Origin of the sequence: Limosilactobacillus sp. (assembly GCF_051873035.1) — a bacterium.
In the GTDB taxonomy this organism is placed as follows: Bacteria; Bacillota; Bacilli; order Lactobacillales; family Lactobacillaceae; genus Limosilactobacillus.
The window spans coordinates 1-20364 of the sequence record NZ_JBJEEL010000052.1; the positions used below are offsets into that span (position 1 = coordinate 1).

Here is a 20364-nt window from a genome sequence, read left to right on the forward strand (position 1 = left end):
AACCAAAATAAGTACTGATGTTAAATCCATCAGTACTTAAAATTGTAGAACCGAATTAATTCCTCGTCTTTTTCGTTTTAAATATTATTTTTCATCCAGTAACTGCTGGCGGGCACTGGCCAATTCCTGCTTCTGCTGGGCGGTTACTTCTGGATAGGCCAGCGGTAATTGTTCAATCCGCTTAGTCAAAATATCCGATACGATCAGGCGGGAGTACCACTTGTCATCAGAAGGAACCACGTACCACGGATTTTCCTTTGTCGCGGTTGCGTTGATTGCCTTCTCATAGGCCCGTTGGTAGTCATCCCAGTATTGCCGTTCCCGAATATCGGCTGCCGAGAATTTCCAGTTCTTTTCCGGTGTATCAATCCGGGCCAGGAACCGTTTCTTCTGTTCTTCCTTGGAAACGTGCAGGAAGAATTTCAAAACAACGTAGCCGTTCCGGGAAAGGTACTTTTCGTATTCCCGAATATCCTGGTAGCGTTTCTCAAAGAAGTGGTTATTAACGTCAGCGAGCGAGTTAATTTCGGGTAAATTACTGTTGAGAATAATCTCCGGGTGAACCCGGGTCACTAAAACATCTTCGTAGTAGGAACGGTTAAATACCCCGATGTCACCCCGTAGCGGCAGCTCCCGGTTAATCCGCCAGAGGTAGTCATGCCGTAATTCCCTAGCAGTTGGTTGCTTAAAGTTAGCAACCCGAAAACCAACCGGGTTAACACCGGAAAAGATATGGGAAATCATGCTGTCCTTCCCCGCGGCATCCATTGCCTGGAAAACAACCAAAATGCTGTAATGACGCCGGGCGTACATCTTCTTTTGGGCTTCCCGGATATGCTTGAGGTTCTTCTTGATCTGCTTTTTGATCTTTTTCAATTCATCACTAGAATCTTTCGCAAAGGTCGGGGCAGTCTTAATATTAAAATTATCACTATTATACCGGTATTGTTTAGTATTCATTTCATAACCTCCTTAATTCATTACCACCATCCTATACCTAATTTGGTGGTTTGGGCGAATTTTCTTTATTGACAAAAAGTAACTAGCGGGTTATATTTAAGCCGAGTTTAGAAATGAAGGGAGTAATCACAATGACTAACGCAATTTTTGCCCAAGTAACTACTTGTTGTCCATGTTGTGCTAATGCCAACATGTTTTTTGCGTTACCCACAGATTACTCTGCAAGGAAACGGCACGACTAACAAGTAGTCCCCCGTTTAATTAAATTACCTAAAAGAGTTCTCAGAGTGCGCGCACTGGGAACTCTTTTTTTGTTTACTAAACTCGGCTATTATTTCATCACGTTCAATACAGAAAGAGAGCATTAAAATGCAAACACTATTAATCGTTATTATCGCCGCCGCGATCATGGCGGGGATGATTTACCTCCACCGGCGGCACTGGGGCTTTACCAAACTGGTCCTCTTAGCCCTAGTTTTAGGAATTATTGGCGGTGGTGCAGTCCAATTAATTTATGGTCCCACCAGTAAAACCGTCACTAACGCAATCGACTGGATTAACATTGTCGGTAATGGCTACATCGCCTTACTCCAGATGTTGGTAATCCCCCTTGTCTTCGTCTCGTTAGTCGGCGCCTTTACCCGGCTGACGGCCCGGACAAACCTTAAGCGGATGACCACCAACGTACTCGGCATCCTCCTTTCGACCACGGCGGTCGCGTCCTTGATCGGTATCGTCAGCGTCCTCATCTTCCACTTACAAGGGGCCAGCTTTATCAAGGGAATGGCTGCTGACTCGACGGCCTTAAGCGCCATTAAGTCTCACCAGGCAACCCTCCAGGGGCTTACCCTCCCCCAGCAAATCACGAACCTCTTGCCGACAAACATCTTCGCTGACTTTGCCGGCACCCGCTCGTCTAGTACGATTGCCGTCGTGATCTTCTCACTAATGGTCGGGGTAGCCTACCTCGGCCTACGCAACAGTCAGCCAGACCAGGCCCGGATCTTTGCCAAGGGAATTGACGCCCTCCAAGGGATTGTCAGCCGGCTGGTTAAGATGGTCTTAGAGTTAACCCCTTACGGTATCTTTACACTGATGGTTAAGGCTACCGCAACGAGTAGCTTTGCCTCTATCGCCAAGCTCGGTACCTTTATCGTCGCTGCCTATGTGGCGATCATCATCATGTTTATCGTCCACACCCTGATTTTAATGGCCAACCGGATTAACCCGGTTACCTACTACAAGAAGGCCTGGCCCGCACTCGTCTTTGCCTTTACCTCACGGACGAGTGCTGGTACCTTACCGCTTAACGTTAAAATCCAACGGGATTCGCTTGGTGTCAGCTCGTCAGTTGCTAACTTTGCGGCAAGCTTCGGTCTGACGATTGGTCAAAACGGCTGTGCCGGAATTTACCCTTCAATGGTTGCGGCAATTATTGCGCCAACCGCTGGTATTAGTGTAACTTCCTGGCAATTTATCCTGACCTTAATCGCCATCGACGTTATTTCCTCCTTCGGGGTCGCTGGTGTTGGTGGGGGTGCCACCTTCACCACTCTGATGGTCCTGGGAACCTTAAACCTCCCCGTTGCTGTCATGGGTGTCCTCATCGCAATTGACCCGATCATTGACATGGCCCGGACTGCACTAAACGTTAACGACTCTATCCTAGCTGGTGTTGTTACCGCCAAGAACCTGGATGAGTTGGACCATGACAAGCTGAAGGATCAAACCAACATCGTTGCTAACGAACTTTAATTTCCCGGGAAATTTTGATCTAACCATAAATCGGGGCTGTGACATAAGTCCCTTTATATGGATTAAAGGCGAATAACGCGGTACACAAATGGGGTCCAAAGTCCGGCAAAGGTCGAACTCTGGACCCCTATTTGTACTCGCGGGGGCTCGAAGACGAAGTCATAACCGACTTCTGTCTCGCTCCCGTCCGTTAGGAGATACTTAGCTTATGCGTACTGTTTAGATGTTTTCTGGGTGACGTTGGATGTAAACAACCTTCGTATCAGTGCATTCGAGGATGCCGTGCATACCATCAGAACCACCAATACCAGATTCCTTAACACCAGCGTGGTAACCTTGCATTGCTTCGAAGTAGTTCCGGTTAACGTAGGTTTCACCAGCCTGGATCTCATTAACTGCGTAGGCAGCCCGGTCAAGACTCTTGGTGAAGATACCAGAAGTCAGACCCATCGTACTATCGTTGCACATGTCAACGGCTTCGTCCAGAGTCTTGAAGGTCATCACTGGGAGAACTGGGCCGAAGATTTCGTCTTGGATAGCAGAGCCATCTTGCTTGACGTTAGTTAGGATAGTTGGTTCATAGAAGAAGCCCTTGCCGTCAACTGGCTTACCACCAAGAACAACCTTGGCGCCTTCCTTAACGGCTTGCTTTACTTGGCTGTCAACCTTTTCCAAAGCAGCCTTGTTGATCAGTGGACCCATGCCAATCTTTGGGTTCTTAGCCGTGTCACCAACGGTAATCTGCTTAACAGCCGCCGTCAGCTTCTTCATAAATTCATCGGCAATGTCTTCTTGGACGTAAACCCGTTGAACGTTGTTGCAAAGCTCACCGTTGTTGTCGTACCGTGAGTTGACAATGTCACTAACGGCTTCGTCCAAGTCCGCATCATCACAAACGATTGCTGGTGCGTTACCACCAAGTTCAAGTGAAACTTCACCAATGTGCTCAGCAGCAGCAGACATGATCCGCTTACCAGCGCCCACAGAACCAGTTAAGCTAGCCATGCCGACCTTTGGGTTCTTGGAAAGTTCGTTCCCAACAACCGAACCAGGTCCAGTAACAAAGTTAACAACCCCGGCTGGGATACCAACCTTGTCACAGAGCTTAGCAAATTCAAGTGCACCAATTGGGGTGTCAGAACTTGGCTTCAGTACAATTGTGTTACCAGTTACCAAAGCTGGAGCCATCTTCCGCGCAATCAGGAAGAATGGGAAGTTCCATGGTAGGATTCCGGCAATTACACCGATTGGCATCCGCTTTAGCAAAATTGTTTCGTCCTTATTATCGGATTGGATTACTTCACCCTTGTAAGTCCGACCAGTAGCAGCCATGTAGTCAAAGTAGTCAGCCGTAAAGTTGACTTCCGTTTCTGCTAGTGAACGAATCTTCCCTTGTTCGACTTGCAGATTCTTAATCCATGGTTCGGGGTCCTTACGAATTTCTTCTGCTAGCTTGTGGAGGTACATTCCACGAGTTGGTGCAGGTACCCGGTGCCAAGTCTTTTCGGCTTCCGTGGCAGCATCAATTGCTTGTTGGGTTTCTTCAACCGTTGCACTTGGAACCGTCCCTAAAACGGATTCGTCATTTGGACTGATGACGGTAATCTTGTTACCGGAGTCCGTATCAACAAACTTACCATTAATGTACATCTTGTAATGTGGCGTAGCCATTTTATTGCTTCCTTTCAAGCATACTAAGTAAATGCCTTAAACCAACTTTACTAACTAACTCAATTATTCGCCTGGCTTGTAGTCCTTGTCGATAACCAGTACTGGCTTAATCGTCTTACCAGATACAGAGTCAGCATTAGCTTCGTTAATTTGATCGAAGTCATAGAACTTTTCGGTCTTGTCGAAGTCGAACATGCCGAGCTTGTAGAATTCAATCAACCGTGGAATGTCAACTTGTGGAATTGAGTCACCCATGTTAACACCAATGATGGTCCGGTCAGCAGGGCAAAGGTCATTCCAAGTGTTAACGTCAATGTGTTGTGCAGTAACGGCAATGGCGGCCAGAACACCACCTTGAGCTAAGGCTTGGATGGCATCTTCCATTACCTTAGTAACACCAGTAGTATCAACGATGTAGTCAACACCCTTACCATCAGTTAACTTTTGAATAGCCTTAACCATGTCTTCGTCGTTGGTGTTAATGGCATCAGTAGCACCTAATTCCTTGGCAAGGTTCAACCGTTCTGGAACCCGGTCAACAGCGATAACCTTGGTGCAGCCAGAAATCTTACCAGCCATCATTGCGGCCAGACCAACGGCACCAGTACCAGTTACAGCAATGGTGGAACCTGGTTCTGGCTTCAAGGTGTTGAAGACCGTCCCAGAGCCAGTTACGTAACCACAGCCCAGAGGACCAAGCTTCCGCAGGTCAAGATCCTTAGGTACCTTAACCGCGTTCCGTTCACGAACAACCGTGGTGGTAGTGAATGATGATTGGTCAAACATGTCGTCAACTTGGTGACCATTTTCAGTGAAGTGGGCACTACCGTCAGGACGAACACCGGAAAGGTTGTTAGCGGCGTAGTTCAAGCACTTAGTTGGCTTACCCTTCAAACAGTTAATGCAGTTACCACAGCCGTAGAATGACAGGATAACGTGGTCGCCAGGCTTGAAGTCCTTAACTTCTGGGCCAACCTTTTCAACAATCCCGGAACCTTCGTGACCAAGGATGATTGGGTAACCAATCTCTGCGTCACCCTTCCGGAGGGCTTCATCAGAGTGGCAAATCCCAGTAGCAACCATGTGCACTTGGAGGTCGTCGGCCTGCATATCGGCCAACTCAACATCGTCACGAATATCAAACTTTGCGCCTTTCTTATCTACAACAGCAGCTTTGATTTTCATCACAATCCATCTCCTTAAATAATTGCAAACGCTTTACAATGTTTAAACTATCACAAAGTGTTAGGGATGTTAGGTTTTATTTACTTACTAATAGATACAAGATTGTTACACACTTACTTAGAGTATGTCTAATTACCGAAAATACTTGTGAAACTTTAAACTTAACGTATGATAATATTTTCATCTATAAACCTAATAAAGGCCGGTCTAATCAATAAAAAAGCAGTTAGTGGGGCTTATCTCACTAACTGCTTAAGTAATTTATTTTTCACTATTTCCTAGTAGCGTTTGGTTTGCGGACGTTTTAACAGGACCACCAGTAAAATCACTAGCTCAACTAGGAAAATTGCGCCTGCACAGACGATAAACAAGAAGCGGTAGGAAAAGGCACCGATGACTAGTCCACCAAAGAGGGGACCGATTGCCTTCCCTAGTGACGAATAGGCATTGAGAATCCCCTGGTACTTTCCCTTAACCGCAACCGGTGACAGACTATTGACGATTGCTGGCATCGTCGGGATAACCGTCGCTTCACCAATCGTTAAAACAATCATTGCAAGGACGTACCAACCGTACGACTTAGCCGCTAACAGTAGCACAAAGGAGAGGCCAATGGTTAACGTTCCGATATATACCAACAGGTAGGGGTTGTTGTACCAGCGGCTTAGCCAGGAAAGAACCAGCTGGGAAACTACCACTAAGACCCCATTAATCGTCCATAAGAGGCTGTACTTAGTCATGGAAATCCCCTGTTCAGTCATAAAGACGGAGAGGTTACTCGACCACTGCTCATACATTGTCCAAATAACACAGAGACTGATAAAAAAGGTCCAGCAAATCCAAAGGTTGGCCCGGGGAAGGGGTGAGCTGGCACGACTCCCCTGCTGGGCCGTCCTCGTCCCGGGTTCCTTAACCACATCGTTAAAGCAGAAGAGGGCAATCCCTGAGAGAATCAGGTAAAAGGCAGTTGTAATTGAAAATAGCGGTCCGACATTACCGTTAGCATACTGGTAAAGGGGGCCCACAATCGTGGTTCCAATCACCATCCCCAAGTTACTAGCAAAGTAAAGCATGCTAAAAACGTAGCGCCCATCCTGGCTAATCTTGGTGGCATAAGAGTTAATCAGCGTGATGATCCAGCCGTTAAAAAAACCAATCGCCGTCAGGAGAACCGCATAAATTGGCCAGCCATTAAAAAAGATCAGAAAGGCAATCACTGCCGTAGCAATCACCGTTCCACCTAAGAGCAACCAGTGCGGATTATGGCGGTCAAACAACAGGCCACTGATATAGCTACCAACTACGTTCGCACCCGAGTAGAAAAGCAGGACAATCCCTGACATTGTCAAGGATTCATGAAGCTGGTCATGCATGTAAATAGTCGTCAGCGGCCAGACAAAACTATTACCGATACTACTGATAAACATACTGATTAACAGCCACTTGAGCTTAATACCACTTGTCTTCTCCACGTCGGCCACCCCCAAAATGACTGAACTGCCAAGCGTGCCACTTACCCTTCGTGACGATTGCGTAATAGACAACAAGGCTGAGGCCGGAAAACTTTCTTCCCAGCTTCAGCTACTACGATCGTTATTCTACTGGTGATCTTCAGGGACATACGCGACCGAAGCAAACTTGTTATATGACTTAGCAAATAAGAGTTTGACGGTTCCCCGCGGACCACTACGGTTCTTTTCAATAATTACTTCGACTTCACTAACGTTTGCAGCGTCATCATCATCTTCTTGTTGGGCGCCACCACCGTTTTGCTCATCATCGTCGCCCTCATGCTCATAATAGTCATCACGGTAGAGGAAACCGACGATATCGGCATCCTGTTCGATGGACCCCGACTCACGAATATCGGACAGCACCGGCCGTTTATCCTGCCGCTGTTCGACTCCCCGTGATAGCTGGGAGAGGGCAATTACCGGTACCTCTAGTTCCTTGGCCAGCTTCTTTAACTGCCGGGATATTTCGGAAACTTCTTGCTGCCGGTTGTCCGGATTATTACCTTCAATTAGCTGGAGGTAATCAATGACGATCAGGCCTAAATTACCCTTTTCCTTTGCCAGGCGCCGACAACGGGCCCGGATTTCGGCAACCTTAATTCCCGGCGTATCGTCGATGTAAATCTGTGCATTGGAGAGGGTCCCCATTGCCATATACATACTTTCCCACTCTTCGGGTGTTAGTTGACCAGTTCGGAGGTGGTTGGCATTGATATTCCCCTCTGCACAAAGCATCCGGTTAACCAGGGACTCGGCGCCCATTTCAAGGCTAAAGATAGCAACCGTGGTCCGCTGGCCGTCCTCGTTTGTCCGGGTCGCCACGTTTTGCGCGATGTTTAACGCAAACGCCGTCTTACCAACGGCCGGCCGGGCAGCCAGAATTACTAACTCGTCCTTATGCAGACCCGTCGTCATTTCATCAAGCTGCTTGTAACCCGTCTTCAGACCCGTAACGTCGGTCTTCTTTTGCGATAACTCATCGATGTGGGCCAGGGATTCATCCAGTACTGACGAAATTTTCTTGAAGTCGGTCTGGTTGCTCCCCTCGGATACCTCCATGATTCCCCGTTCGGCCGAATCCAGCAGGTCATCAATTCCCTGGTTATCAGCGTACCCTTCGTTAATAATTTTCGTCGCCGTTTCAATCAACCGGCGCCGGGTCGCCTTATCATGGACAATTTTAGCGTAGTAGCCAACGTCCCGCGCGGACGGAACTGAGGATGCTAACTCCGCAATATAGGTCGGGCCCCCCACATTTTCCGTCTGGTTATCCTTTTGCAAGGCGCTGTTCATCGTGATTGGGTCGATCGGTTGGTCATCCTCGTAGAGGTCAACCATCTTTTCAAAAATAATCTGGTGAGCCCGCCGGTAAAAGTCACGGGGCTCCAGATATTCCATTGCATCGCCCAACGCGTTCTTACTTAAAAAAGCAGCTCCAAGAACTGCTTTTTCAGCTTCAAGATCGCGTGGTTCTTCCTGTATCGGTGCATTATCCATGACGATACCGCTCCTTTGAATTACTAATTAACCTACTTTTCCGCAATGTGAACACGAATTTCGGCGGTTACTTCTGGGTGTAACTTAATCGGTACATTAACGTAACCCAAGGCCTTGATTGGCGCTGCCAATTCAATCTTGCGCTTGTCAATCTTAACCTTGTATTGCTTAGCCAAGGCCGTCGCAATTTGCTTCGTTGAAATTGAACCAAACATCCGGCCATCAGTACCGGCCTTTCCGCTCAGTTCAACAACGGTCTTGTCGTCTTCTAGGACCTTCTTAACCCGCTTTGCTTCTGCTAGTTCTGCTTCCGCGTGCTTTTCTTCAGCCCGCTTTTGACCGGCTAATTGGCTCATTGCCGCCTTCGTTGCTTGCTTAGCCAGGCCCCGCTTAATCAGGTAGTTTTGTGCGTAACCGTCAGGAACTTCCTTGACTTGTCCCCGCTTACCGCGTCCACGAACATCTTGTGTAAAAATAACTTTCATTACTGTCACTCCTCTGTTTGTTCTTCATCCTTAGCGGTGTCCTGCTGGTTGAGAATATTAAGCAACGTCTGCTTAACTTCCGCAATCGTTTGACCACTAATCTGGGTAGCCGCGTTGGCCAAGTGACCACCGCCACCCATCTTCTCCATTATAACTTGAACGTTAAAGTCACCCATCGACCGGGCCGAAATTCCCACTTCATCATTGGACCGCTTGGTAATTACAAATGAGGCATCGACGCCCGAAATTTGTAAGAGCATATCGGCCGCCTGCGCCGTGGTGACTGAGTCATAATAACGGTCCTCTTCACCAGTACAAATGGCAATCTGGTTACTGATCTCCGCCCGGGCCAAGAGGTGGTTGCGTTGCATAAAGCTGTGCGGATCCTCCTTCATAAAGGACTGGATCATCAGCCCGTCCGCTCCCGCCGAACGTAGGTAACTCGCCGCGTCAAAGGTTCGGGTTCCGGCGCTCTTGGTAAAGGACTTGGTATCGATTTGGATTCCCGTCAACATCGTCGTTGCTTCTAGCTTATTCAGCCCTTCTCCTTCCCGTGGTTGGTACTCAAACATTTCGGTAATCAACTCACAGGTCGATGAAGCATACGGCTCGATGTATACCAACAGTGGGTTCTCAGGGAATTCTTCGCCCCGCCGGTGGTGGTCAATGATGATTAGCCGGTTTTGCAGTTTATCATAGAGTTCTGGTGAAATGGTAATACTCTTCTTAGCATGATCAACCATTACCAGCAGACTATTGTCAGTCGCCTTTTCCAGCGCCGTACTTGGCGAAATGATGTGGTCCTTAATACTCTGGTAGTTATCAATTTCTTGCATTAACCGCTGAATATCAGAGTGCTGGTGCTCATTATCGACCACGATCCAGCATTCCTTATCATTCATCTCGGCGATCCGCCGAATTCCTAGGCAGGCCCCCAGTGAGTCCATATCAGGCTTCTGGTGCCCCATTACAAAGAGCTGGTCAGCCTGGTCAATTAATTCCTTCAGTGCCTGACTAATCATCCGGGCCCGTACCCGGGTTCGCTTCTCCATCGGGTTCGTCTTTCCGCCATAGAAGCGGGCCGGCTGATCCTTAGAACGGACAACCACCTGGTCACCACCACGCCCGAGTGCCAAGTCAAGGTTGTCCTGGGCGGTATCTGCCAGCTTAACCAGGTCATTTTCACCATAGGCAATTCCGACACTGAGGGTGACCGGTGAATTTTGCTGAGACGTATTTTCTCGAATAATATCTAGAATCTTAAACTTCTTCTGCTCAAGGACACCTAGCGACTGCTGGTGTCCGATAATAAGGTAGTTATCATCATCGATAATTTTCATTAGTAGGTGGTTCTCCGTCGCCCACTTATTAATCTCCGAAGTAACGTAGTTGTGGAGGTTGGACACGTCGGAATCACTCATCCCCTGGATCAATTCATCATAGTTATCGAGATAAATATTCCCCAGGAAAATCTGTTCCTGCTTAAACCGCTTGCTAATCTGTTCATATTTCGTGACGTCCATCAGGTAGACTACCCGGTTTTGCTTTTGAACCAGACATTCAAACTGCCGGTTTCGCCATGAGACTACCTGGGCTTTCTTATCATCTGCATGTTGCTCGACCACCTTAGCAAGCCCCTGGTCAACTTCTGATAGTGGCTTACCCACAACCCGTTCGATCGTAAAATAACGGGCCATGTACGGGTTAATCCATTCAACTTCATTTCGTTGATTAAGCATGATCATCCCTAATGGCATTTCCAAAAGGGCCTCTTGTTGACCCTGCTTAATCTGATACATTAAATGGTTTAAGTACTCGTTAGCATCGATGACTAGGCGACGAAGGCGTTTGATACTTGCCACGCCACCCACCAATGCAATCACGAACACGACTATGCCGCTTACCCAGTTAAAGGTAAAGGCAAAGCAGAGGCTAATGATGGTTAATAATAGCAAATAGCAGACATTCCAGCGGACGGCCGGGTGTTTAAAGTAAAACGCCCAGTTTTCACGACTGAAAAACTTTTGCATAGTAATCCTCCCAAATTGGGTCATAGTGGCCCCATTTTCCCTGGATAGATCTATCATATCACATCAGACGGCAACAAACCTTATTGAGAATTTAATCACGATAGTTCTTACCTGCCAGACCATTCCGTAAACGTTAGCCGGTTTCGACCATGTGAACGTGTGCCGTTAGGTAGTTAGCTAGTAACCGCAATGCTGGGGAGGGCGCCGTTTCTTTTCGCCAGCAAAAGAAGATTTCGACAAAACTTCTCTCCTTAATCGGTACCGCCACCAGTTCCTTTTCTAGCTGGTGGCAAAGAAAACGAAAGGTGAGGGCCACCCCGCCTAAATACATCGGCAGACGGTAAAAGGTATCGTAGTCATTCGATGAGAAGGGGATCTTCATTGTGGAATAAAATTGTGGCCAATGCTTGCGAAAACGTTGGCTCATATAGTTACTTTCGTCAGGAAAGTAAACTTGAACCCCCGCTAGTTGCTGCATGCTTAGCGGTGACGACTTCGCTAATGGGTTATCGGCCTTCATTACCGCAACAAGGTGGCTCTTTACCACTAACTGACGGTGAAAGGCCGCCGGATGATGGGGCCAGTCTAAAAAAGCCGCATCGGCATCACCACTTAATAACGCTTTTTCACAACGGTCGTCTTCAGCAAACTGCAAATCCAACTTAAGCTGGGGGTGTTCCTCTTGAAAACGGAAAAAGAAGTCTAATCCCAAGGACTGTTTAATTCCTGGACAAACAAAAATTCGTAGCTTAGTCGCACCCGGCCGATGATAAACGGCTAACTGATTAAGCCCGGCCTGGTAGTCCGTAACTACGCGGGCAAATAACGGGACCGCTGTCCGACCAGCCGCGGTTAATCGGATCCCTTGGTGGGAACGATCAAATAACGTAATTCCTAATTCCCGCTCCATTGCATTCAGCTGACGACTCAGTCCCTGCTGACTAATGTTTAACCGCTGGCTACACTCAGAAATACTTTCGCTCTTAGCCAGTTCCAAAAATGATCGTAACATCTGTATTTGCACTGAACTACCCCCTTCCCCCTTTACTCTATACCAGCCTCAATCTCACTACAACAATTTGTTGTGGTAACAGCACAAAATTACTGTTTCTCTTTTGAAAAAGCGCTTTCTAAAATATAAGTAAATCGCTTGATACTACGTTCACAATGATGAAAGAAGGAAGCGCAATGGATAAACAATATGACGTAATCGTTATCGGTGCTGGTAATGGTGGTTTATCTGCCGCTGCTAATACTGCTAAGGCCGGCTTAAAAACTCTGGTAATTGAGCGGCATAACCTCCCAGGCGGTTCGGCGACCAGCTTTGTTCGTGGCCGCTTCGAATTTGAGGCAGCCCTCCACGAGCTATTTGACCTCGGCGACCAGGACCATCCCGGAACCGTTTGGCAACTATTTGAGCATTACGGTATTCACCTGAAGTGGTACTACGAAAACCAGCTAATGCGGATCCTAGTTCCTGACCAGGTTGATATTACCCTCCCCACTGGTATTACAAACTTTCTTGACACCATGGAAGAGGCGGTTCCCGGTTGCCGAAAAAGTGTCGCCCGGGCCTTGGACTGTGGTCGAACGGGCGTCGAGGCCCTTCAGTATATCAACAACGAACACCCTAACAAGTTAACCCTGCTTACCAAGTACGGTGACTTTCTTAAGATGTGTGCTTGTACGGCCCGTCAAGGATTTAAATCCCTCGGCGTCCCTGATAAGGCAGCCCACTTGATGGAAACGTACTGGTCCTACCTTGGTGGTACCGAGGACCAAATGGACTTCTTTACAATGATTGTTATGCTTTACAACTATATTGTTCAGCGCCCCGCTATGCCAGCACACAAGTCCCACGAAATGTCACTTGCCCTGGCTGACAGTATCTACCGCCACCACGGTGACATCTGGTATAACTGCACTGTTAGTCAGCTGCTCTTTGACGACAGCGGCAAGACCGTGACCGGTGTAGTAGCTAATGGACAAAAAATCTTTAGCCGGTACGTCGTCGCGGACATCTCGCCAACCACCATCATTACTAAGCTCCTCCCGGCTAACGTCCAAGCACCAGAAAAGAACATCAAACTAACTAATGCCCGTCCTTTTGCCTACAGCTTGGAAACTATGTACCTGGGATTAAACCGGTCCGCCGAAGAATTGGGAATCAAACATTACTCGACCTTTATCCTCAAGGACCTTGATCCCGTCAAGCAGGCGGCTGCTACTAACCATAACCACAAGGGGACGTTCATTGCTAACTGCCTAAACTGCTTTGTCCCGGATGCCTCACCTAAGGGAACTAGCACGCTCTTCTTCACCACAATGGGTGATCCGCAATACTGGGCAAACCTTTCCCCCGCCGAATATTACCAAGCAAAAAATAAGCGGATGCAAGACTGGGTCAACCACTACGAGCGGTTCACCGGTATTAGCATTCGTCCCTATATCGAAGAAGCTAGTTTTGCCACTGACGTTACCTTCGCCAGGTACTTAGGCACGCCCAACGGCTCTCCCTATGGTTACCAGATTCAAGACTGGGACAACATCGTTCCCCGGTTATTAAACATGGCCGATGAGCAGATGTTTAACCACCTTGAGATTACCAGTGCCGCAGCGGAAAATATCGATGGTTATAATAACTGCTACACAAACGGATTCTTGCATGCCAACAATATCATTAAGGAGGCTTTCCAGTAATGTCAGAGCTAAAATCAATTAATCGTTTTCACTTTCTTAAGTTAAACAAACGCCGCCAGCAAGTGATCGCGGCCGCTCCAACCACGCCGGTTAATCCCGGCTTCCCGGTGGGGAAACTTGCTGCGGCCCTTCATCCCCAGGCCCAGTACGTTAAAATTAGCGCGATTAAAGAATGGGGACCAGACTGTAAAACCTTTACCCTCGTTCCCGATCGGCAACGGGGAACCACTAAATTGGCCTACTTCCAGGCTGGATCCTATATTAGCGTTCGCCTCCAAACCGACACTGCTAACCTGGTCCGCCCCTACTCACTTAGTTCACGTCCGCGGGCTGCACTTGACGGTTACTATCAGATTACTGTTAAACGGGTTCCGAACGGAATTGCTTCAAACTACCTACTAGACCATTGTCCGGTCGGGACGCCCCTTACCATTAGTGGACCCCTGGGTAATTTTACCTACCTACCAATCCGCGACGCTCAAATAATCATTGGAGTTGCCGGGGGAAGTGGTATTACCCCCTTCTACTCTTTAGCCCAGGCAATTGCCGATGGGGATGAAAACTGCCGCTTAATCCTCCTATACGGATCACGAACCGTTCACGATATCCTCTTTCACGCTGAATTTAAACAGTTAACGCAACGCTGTGACCGGGTACAGGTCATTAACGTCCTGAGTGACGAGCAACGACCCGGTTACGAAAATGGCTTTATTACGGCCGACTTAATTCAAAAATACGCACCGACCGATGAGCAGTATTCGATCTTCATGTGTGGTCCCCAGGGACTCTACCGGTTTATGAAGCAGGAGCTGCGGAAACTTCCCCTCGAACAGAAGTGGGTTCGCCAAGAAGTTCAAGGGGAAGCGCACGATCCACACGATTTCACCGATTATCCTACCGGTACCGCTAGCAAAACAGTCCAATTGACCGTGCAAATTAATGACCACCGGCAAACGATTACCGTGCCGACCAACCAGACATTACTTCAATCACTCGAAAGAAATGGAATCGCCGCCCCCGCTCACTGCCGCGCTGGCGAATGCGGGTGGTGTCACTCCCGGTTAGTTTCTGGTCGTGTTTTTGCCCCGCACCAGCTTGACCACCGCCGGGCCGCCGACCGTGAGTTCCACTATCTCTACCTTTGCTGTACTTACCCCCTTAGCGACCTCACGATTGAAGTTCCCCAGCCTGAGATTTAAATTAGCTATTTATGTAACTAAAAAGGCCCCGCCATCAATGATCTTTTACATTCATCGATGGCGGGGCCTTTCTTACTCGCCGTTCGGCTTAGCTTATTTTGATATATTACTAACAGTTGTAAAATAGTTATAAGAACGCTATAGAATCACGGAGACCGAACGGTGAAAGAACTTACTACTCATCAATTTCATATCTTACTTTTGATGTTTATCCTCATCTCGTTCATGCTGGGATGTAACGAATTTATGGTTGTCGGGAACCTTTCCTTAATTGCGGGAACCTACCATGAGTCACTGGGACAGATTTCCTGGCTCGTCGCGGCATTTGCCTGGACTTACGCCATCGTGACCCCACTGGTGGCCCTGGGAACCAACCATTTTAATAAGTATTACCTCCTAATGGGAATGCTACTTATCTTCCTACTAGGTACCATCCTGAGTGCCTGCTCACCAACCCTACCTATCTTTCTTTTTTCCCGGATCATTACCGCGTCCGTTGCGGGGATGATCGAGTCGCTCCTTTCGGTAATTGCTTATCAGTTAACACAGGATCCCCGCAAACGCGCCATGGCAATTGCCTATGTCTACACTGGCTTTAGCCTTGCATCCGTCATCGGGGTTCCCATCGGTACCATTATCGCTAACCACTGGCGATGGCAAGACGCCTTTATTATGGTCGCCATTATTACCGCGCTAGCGACCCTAATTGCCCTGCTATTTCTCCCCCGTGACTTAGCGGGAGAAGCTGGTAATTACCGCACCCAGCTGGTCTTATTGAAAGATCGCCAAGTTTGGGTTGGCATTTTCTTCGTCATTTGTGCTGCCGCGACCCTGTATGGCTACTACACCTATATTCGTCCCTTAATCCGGCAGGCCCTTCACTTTAGCGCCAACCAACTGAGCATTTTTCTCCTTATTCTTGGTGTCATCGATATCCTGGCCAGCCAAACATCCGGGAAAATTGCGGCGAAGGGTGGTTTTAAGACCCTGCGGCCAATTTATATCGGCAACCTACTCCTACTAATCCTATTTAGTTTTTTCATGAATTACCGGTGGAGCGGAAGCCTGCTGTTGGTGATCCTCGGCTACACCGTCAACCTTTTCGGCTCCCCCATCCAGGTCTTTTTTCTCAACCTCGCCAACCATAAATACCCCACTGCCATCATGCTCGCCTCCACGCTGAGTGCAATCTTTTACAATGTCGGAATTGCATTAGCTTCAATCAGCGCCGGCCAGGTTCTTAAGCACTGGGGGCTGACGAGTCTCGGCTGGAACTCTCTTATTTACTGCCTAATTGCGACCGGTCTGGCCTTTATCCTAGCCAAGATTAACTTTGACCACCGAGCACAATAAAGAAATTTTGGCTAGTACACAAATAGGCGTCAAGCATTCGAAGAAGACGAATGCTTGACGCCTATTTGTATTTATGAGGTTTTAATTATTTTAAACCCTCTCACGAATTAGTCTTCAGCAACGAATGGCAAAAGACCCATGATCCGTGCACGCTTGATAGCGATGGTTAACTTACGTTGGTTCTTGGCACTGGTACCAGTGACCCGACGTGGTAAAATCTTACCCCGTTCAGAAATGAACCGACGTAATAAGTCAGTATCTTTGTAATCGATGTATTCGATGTGGTTAGCGGCGATGAAGTCGACCTTACGACGACGACGTCCGCCCCGACGTTGTTGTGCCATGAAATTACCCTCCTATCTGGTAAAAATTAATTTAGAATGGTAATTCATCATCAGAAACGTCAATCTTCTTTTCACCGTCATTATTATCACTGCCGGTGGAGAATGGCGCATCGTTGGCTGGGTTGGCAGGATTACTGCCGCCAAAGCCGTTGTTAGATGATGGATTTCCTTGAGGAGCATTGTTAGTCTGCGGTTGACCACCGCCGAATTGTTGTTGAGGTTGACCACCAAACGGTTGATTGCTGCCATTATTAAATGGTTGTTGCTGGCCGCCCTGATTCATCCCGTTATTTTGTTGCCGGGGTTCAAGCAATGCGAAGTTGTCAACTACTACTTCAGTTACGTAGACCCGGTTTCCCTGTTGGTTTTCGTAGTTTCGGGTTTGAATCCGCCCTTCGATCCCCACTAGTGAACCCTTATGAGTGAAGTTACTGAAGTTTTCCGCGGACTTCCGCCAAATGACGCAGTTGATAAAGTCAGCGTCCCGGTCCCCGTTTTGGTTCCGGAATTGCCGGTCAACAGCCAGGGTAAAAGAAACCACGGCTGTTCCGCTAGTAGTGTACCGCAACTCAGGATCACGCGTTAAACGCCCAGTTAAGACTGCACGATTAATCATCGATCGTTCTCCTCTCTATATAATTGACAATCTAATTAAGCATCAAGCTTAACGATCATGTGACGTAGGATGTCGTCACTGAACTTGGAAAGACGGTCAAATTCGTTTAATGCTTCGTCAGAATCAGTAGTCAAAGTAACTACGTGGTAAGTACCTTCAGTGTACTTGTTGATTGGGTAAGCAAAGCGACGAGTAGACCAGTCCTTTGATTCAGCGATGTTTGCACCATTGTCCGTCAGCACCTTGTCGAACCGGTCAACCAGTTCGCTCTTTGCTGATTCTTCAATATCAGGACGAATGATGTAAGTAATTTCATATTTACGTGTTTCCATGAATGTTACACCTCCTTATGGACTCTGGCTCTTCTAAGATATAGAAGAACAAGGAGAGTAGACGTCTGTACGTATACTCACAGATATAAAATATAGCATAGATATGGTTTTAAAACAAGGTTCGAATAACGACAAATCCTGAGTTTTGCGGTCACTTAATAAATACGCAGAACTCAGGATTTAGTCTTTTTTATTCGGGATCTTTTTCAGATCCACTTGCAGATGTACTAGTTGGGGCCTGGTCAGTGGCTTCATCCCCTGTGGATTCATCGTCACTGTCGTCCTCTTTTTCGACCTTAGCCATCGTGGCAACCTTAGCGCCGTTGTCCATCTTAATCAGGTGAACCCCCACGGCTGAACGACCGGTTTGCGAAACACTCTCGATGCCGAAACGAATAATGACTCCCTGGTCGGTAACCAGCATGATGTCTTCATCGCCGGACACTGTCGTCATCCCGACCAGCGGTCCGTTCTTCTTAGTCACGTTAACGGTCTTAACCCCGAGACCACCACGGCCCTTGACGGGGTACTCAGTCGCTGGTGTTTGCTTTCCAAAGCCGTTTTCGCTAATTACCAGAACGTTGTCGGTCTTGTTCAGCGGTGCGGCACCGATAACGTAGTCGTCATCACGGAGACGAATTCCCCGGACACCGGCCGCGCCACGACCCATTGACCGGACAACGGACGAATTAAAGGTCAGGGCATACCCATGATGGGTTCCGATAATCATCGTCTGTTGGTCATCAATCACGTTGACTTCCATCAGTTCGTCACCCTCATGGAGGTTGATTGCCTTTAAGCCATTGCTCCGGATGTTCTTAAACTCTGGTACGGGCGTCCGCTTAACGGTCCCCTGCTTAGTTGTGAAGAAGAGGAACTTGTCATCATCATTTGTTTCATGTGAAACATTAATAACGGCGCTAATCTTCTCCTTACTATCAATGTTGAGCAGGTTAATGATCGGGATCCCTTGGGCAGCCCGGCCATATTCAGGAATCTCGTACCCCTTCATGGAGTAAACCTTTCCGGAATTAGTGAAGAAGAGGAGGAGGTCATGGGTCGAACTAGAAATCAGTTGCTCAATAAAGTCGTCGTTATGAACTCCCATCCCCTTAACACCACGACCACCACGGTGCTGGGACTTAAACTCATCTACCGGTAGCCGCTTGATGTAGCCGTTATGGGTCAAGGTGACGATGATATCTTGTTCTTCGATTAAGTCCTCGTCTTCGATGTTGGTAATATCACCAACCTGGAGCTCCGTCCGCCGCTTGTCGCCGAACTTCTTTTGGATTTCTACCAGTTCATCATAGATGATCTGGTTAATCCGTTCCTTGTGAGCCAAGATATCCTTGTAGTCAGCGATAGCAGTAGTTAGTTTCTGATACTCGGCTTCGATCTTTTCCCGTTCCAAACCAGTCAACCGGACTAGCCGCATATCCAGGATGGCCTGCGATTGCCGGTCAGACAGACCATAGTTGTTCATCAACTGACTCTTGGCCACTTCACTGGTCTGGGATTGCCGGATGATGTTAATGATCTCATCGATATGGTCGAGTGCAATCCGGAGCCCTTCAACGATGTGGAGACGGTTTTGCGCCTTCTTCAGGTCAAATTCCGTCCGCCGCCGGACAACGTCTTCTTGGTGTTCCAGGTAGTACTGGAGAATTTCCTTTAGGCTCAAAATCTTCGGTGCCCCGTTGACAATTGCCAACATGTTGAAGTTGAAGGTCGTTTGCATCAGGGTCATCTTGTAAAGGTTGTTGAGGATAACCTCAGCACTGGCATCCCGACGAACATCGATTACAATCCGCATCCCATCCCGGTCGGTTTCATCGTTAACATCGGTAATACCATCGATTTCCTTGTTCCGGGCTAGGTCCGCGATCCGACTAATCAAGTTAGCCTTGTTAACCATGTACGGAATCTCGTGGACAATGATCCGCTGCTTGCCGTTCTTTTGCTCTTCAATGTCAACCTTGGCCCGCACAATAATGCTGCCCCGGCCGGTCTCATAGGCCTTGCGGATACCAGCCTTACCCATGACAACACCACCGGTTGGAAAATCGGGGCCGGGTAAAACCTTCATCAACTCTGGAATCGTTACGTCCGGGTTCTTCATCAGCATGTGGATCGCACTAATTACTTCACCCAGATTATGGGTTGGAATATTGGTAGCCATCCCCACGGCAATCCCTGAGGCACCGTTGACAAGGAGGTTCGGGAAGCGAGCGGGTAAGACCGCGGGTTCCTTTTCCGTGCCGTCATAGTTAGGCGTAAAGTCAACCGTATCCTTGTTGATATCACGCAACATTTCCACGGCAATTTTACTCATCCGTGCTTCGGTGTACCGCATGGCGGCTGGACTATCACCATCGACCGAACCGAAGTTACCGTGCCCGTCTACTAGCATGTAACGGTAACTAAAGTCCTGCGCCATCCGGACTAGTCCTTCATAAATTGAGGAGTCCCCATGGGGGTGGAACTTCCCCATGACGTCCCCGACAATCCGGGCGGACTTTTTGTACGGCTTTTCGGGGGTAACCCCTAATTCATTCATCCCGTACAGGATCCGCCGCTGAACGGGTTTTAACCCATCACGTACATCTGGCAAGGCCCGGGAAACAATTACACTCATGGCATAATCCAAGAATGAATTTTTCATCTGGCTGGTCAGTTTGACGTCCGTAATTCGATTATTTGACATGTCTTCTGCCAAAGTC

At 48.1% G+C, this 20364-nt stretch carries 16 protein-coding genes; 4 read left to right on the forward strand and 12 right to left on the reverse strand.

The genetic code is table 11. The features are described from left to right. Window positions 1–84: 84 nt before the first annotated feature. Window positions 85–960: a PPK2 family polyphosphate kinase gene (locus ACI31H_RS04955; protein ID WP_439770890.1), complete on the reverse strand. Its 876-nt coding sequence runs from the start codon at window positions 958–960 to the stop codon at window positions 85–87. A 369-nt stretch (window positions 961–1329) separates the two neighbouring features. On the opposite strand from ACI31H_RS04955, the gene ACI31H_RS04960 reads away from it, so the two are divergent. Next, the gene (locus ACI31H_RS04960) at window positions 1330–2715 is read left to right on the forward strand and encodes an L-cystine transporter (RefSeq protein ID WP_439770891.1); all 1386 of its coding nucleotides are present in this window, start codon (window positions 1330–1332) and stop codon (window positions 2713–2715) included. A 219-nt stretch (window positions 2716–2934) separates the two neighbouring features. On the opposite strand, the gene aldA is transcribed toward ACI31H_RS04960, so the two are convergent. The 7 genes from aldA to ACI31H_RS04995 form a co-directional block, all read right to left on the reverse strand. Then, window positions 2935–4386, reverse strand: coding sequence for an aldehyde dehydrogenase (gene aldA, locus ACI31H_RS04965; protein WP_439770892.1), 1452 nt, complete (start codon window positions 4384–4386; stop codon window positions 2935–2937). A gap of 63 nt (window positions 4387–4449) precedes the next feature. Next, window positions 4450–5571: an NAD(P)-dependent alcohol dehydrogenase gene (locus ACI31H_RS04970; protein ID WP_170073675.1), complete on the reverse strand. Its 1122-nt coding sequence runs from the start codon at window positions 5569–5571 to the stop codon at window positions 4450–4452. Window positions 5572–5849: 278 nt separating this feature from the next. Further along, entirely contained in the window at window positions 5850–6998 is a 1149-nt protein-coding gene (locus tag ACI31H_RS04975; RefSeq protein WP_439770914.1) for an MFS transporter, read from the reverse strand. A gap of 171 nt (window positions 6999–7169) precedes the next feature. Further along, complete coding sequence (dnaB, locus tag ACI31H_RS04980; RefSeq protein WP_439770893.1) at window positions 7170–8582, reverse strand: replicative DNA helicase; 1413 nt, start codon at window positions 8580–8582, stop codon at window positions 7170–7172. A 32-nt stretch (window positions 8583–8614) separates the two neighbouring features. Next, entirely contained in the window at window positions 8615–9067 is a 453-nt protein-coding gene (rplI, locus tag ACI31H_RS04985) for a 50S ribosomal protein L9 (protein ID WP_439770894.1), read from the reverse strand. A 5-nt stretch (window positions 9068–9072) separates the two neighbouring features. Next, a complete protein-coding gene (locus ACI31H_RS04990; protein ID WP_439770895.1) occupies window positions 9073–11097 on the reverse strand; it encodes a DHH family phosphoesterase in 2025 nt (674 codons plus the stop codon). Window positions 11098–11230: 133 nt separating this feature from the next. Then, on the reverse strand, window positions 11231–12121 hold the full coding sequence (locus ACI31H_RS04995; protein WP_439770896.1) for a LysR family transcriptional regulator: 891 nt from the start codon (window positions 12119–12121) through the stop codon (window positions 11231–11233). A 164-nt stretch (window positions 12122–12285) separates the two neighbouring features. On the opposite strand from ACI31H_RS04995, the gene ACI31H_RS05000 reads away from it, so the two are divergent. The 3 genes from ACI31H_RS05000 (at window position 12286) to ACI31H_RS05010 (ending at window position 16349) form a co-directional block, all read left to right on the forward strand. Next, entirely contained in the window at window positions 12286–13797 is a 1512-nt protein-coding gene (locus ACI31H_RS05000; RefSeq protein ID WP_439770897.1) for a phytoene desaturase family protein, read from the forward strand. Next, a complete protein-coding gene (locus tag ACI31H_RS05005) occupies window positions 13797–14996 on the forward strand; it encodes an FAD-binding oxidoreductase (protein WP_439770898.1) in 1200 nt (399 codons plus the stop codon). The genes ACI31H_RS05000 and ACI31H_RS05005 overlap by 1 nt, the downstream gene beginning before the upstream one ends. A gap of 162 nt (window positions 14997–15158) precedes the next feature. Next, on the forward strand, window positions 15159–16349 hold the full coding sequence (locus ACI31H_RS05010; protein WP_439770899.1) for an MFS transporter: 1191 nt from the start codon (window positions 15159–15161) through the stop codon (window positions 16347–16349). Between the two features lie 107 nt (window positions 16350–16456). Here ACI31H_RS05010 and rpsR read toward each other — a convergent pair whose 3' ends face one another. The 4 genes from rpsR to gyrA form a co-directional block, all read right to left on the reverse strand. Then, a complete protein-coding gene (rpsR, locus tag ACI31H_RS05015) occupies window positions 16457–16693 on the reverse strand; it encodes a 30S ribosomal protein S18 (protein WP_003665240.1) in 237 nt (78 codons plus the stop codon). A 31-nt stretch (window positions 16694–16724) separates the two neighbouring features. After that, window positions 16725–17309: a single-stranded DNA-binding protein gene (gene ssb / locus ACI31H_RS05020; protein WP_439770900.1), complete on the reverse strand. Its 585-nt coding sequence runs from the start codon at window positions 17307–17309 to the stop codon at window positions 16725–16727. A 35-nt stretch (window positions 17310–17344) separates the two neighbouring features. Then, window positions 17345–17641 (reverse strand): 30S ribosomal protein S6, encoded by a 297-nt coding sequence (gene rpsF / locus ACI31H_RS05025; RefSeq protein ID WP_289559356.1) that lies wholly within the window; start codon window positions 17639–17641, stop codon window positions 17345–17347. A gap of 190 nt (window positions 17642–17831) precedes the next feature. Next, on the reverse strand, window positions 17832–20348 hold the full coding sequence (gyrA, locus tag ACI31H_RS05030; protein ID WP_439770915.1) for a DNA gyrase subunit A: 2517 nt from the start codon (window positions 20346–20348) through the stop codon (window positions 17832–17834). Between the last annotated feature and the right edge of the window lie 16 nt (window positions 20349–20364).